3 protein-coding genes are annotated in these 1,464 nt (G+C 74.1%); all 3 read left to right on the forward strand.

Translation table 11 applies throughout. From position 1 onward, the window contains the following. Positions 1-499: oxidoreductase C-terminal domain-containing protein (locus tag ACYVE9_RS26585; RefSeq protein WP_461030446.1), on the forward strand; the 499-nt coding region annotated here is incomplete at its 5' end. Between the two features lie 47 nt (positions 500-546). Continuing rightward, positions 547-912, forward strand: coding sequence for an Rv2175c family DNA-binding protein (locus ACYVE9_RS26590; protein ID WP_461030447.1), 366 nt, complete (start codon positions 547-549; stop codon positions 910-912). A gap of 128 nt (positions 913-1,040) precedes the next feature. Continuing rightward, on the forward strand, positions 1,041-1,464 hold a 424-nt coding region (locus ACYVE9_RS26595; protein ID WP_461030448.1), incomplete at its 3' end, for a thiamine phosphate synthase.

Raw genomic sequence — 1,464 nt, forward strand, 5'->3', positions numbered from 1 at the left:
CGACGAGCGGCTGCGCACCTCGCTGCCGGACGTGTACGCCGTCGGGGACTGCGCCTCCTTCCCGTCCGCGCGCTACGGACGACGGCTGCTCGTCCACCACTGGGACAACGCGCTCCAGGCGCCGCGGGCGGTGGCCGCCGGCCTGGTCGGCGGTGACGCCGGGCAGGCGGTGACCGCGGGCGGCGCGGTGTACGACCCGGTGCCCTACTTCTGGTCCGAGCAGTTCGGGCGCTTCGTGCAGTTCGCCGGCTACGCCGCGGAGGGGGACGAACCGGTCTGGCGCGGGGACCCGCAGGGCGCCTCCTGGGCGGTGTGCTGGCTACGGGACGGCGTGCTCCGCGCGCTGCTCGCGGTCGGCCGGCCGCGGGACCTCGCGCAGGGCCGCAAGCTGATCGAGAGCGGTGCCGTACTGGACCGGGCGCTCGCCGCGGACCCCTCGGTGCCGCTGAAGAGGGCCGCCGGGCGGCCCGCCGCGACAGCCCGCCCCGACCTGGTCTGAAGGCCACCGGTGTGTCGTTTGCCGCCGGCTGATGGCAGGCTGGGTGTGTGAACGAGATTGATGCGAAGATCGAAGCGCTCGTCCCCTCCTGGCTGAACCTCCCCGAGATCGCCGAACTGCTCGACGTTCCGGTGACCCGGGTCCGCCAGTGGGTCAGGGAGGGTCAGCTGATCGCCGCTCGCCGCGGGGAGAACCGGGTGCTGATGGTCCCGGCGGACTTCATCGGCGACGGCCGGATCGTCAAGGGCCTGACCGGCACCCTGACCCTCCTGCGGGACGACGGCTTCAGCGACGAGGAAATGCTGGAGTGGCTGTTCACTCCGGACGACAGCCTGCCGGGCACCCCCGCCCAGGCCCTCAAGGAGAACCGCGGCACCGAGGTCAAGCGCCGGGCGCAGGCGCTCGCCGTCTGACCGGCCCGCGACACCGACCAGCAGGCACCGAAGCCAGCCTCAGCACAGCAGGCACCCAGCCAGCCTCAGCACGGTGCGGGGCCGCGCCCTGCCGCGGCCCCGCACCCCACGACCGGGGGGACATCCTCATGCCCGCAGCACGGGAACAGCTCGCCGACGCGCGGCTCTACCTCTGCACCGACGCCCGCCGGGAGCAGGGCGACCTCCCGCAGTTCCTCGACGCGGTGCTCGCCGGCGGAGTGGACATCGTCCAGCTGCGGGACAAGGGCATGGAGGCCGGCGAGGAGCTCAGCCACCTGGAGGTGATGGCGGACGCCTGCCGCCGCCACGGCAGGCTGCTCGCCGTCAACGACCGTGCCGACGTCGCCCACGCGATCGGCTCCGACGTGCTGCACCTGGGCCAGGGCGACCTGCCGGTGCCCGCCGCCCGAGCCGTCCTCGGCCGCGCCTCCGCCCGCTCGGGGCAGGAGGTGCTGATCGGCCGCTCCACGCACGCCGAGCAGGAGGTGGACGCGGCCCTCACCGAGCCCGGCGTCGACTACTTCTGCGTCG

Source organism: Streptomyces sparsus (assembly GCF_054776295.1).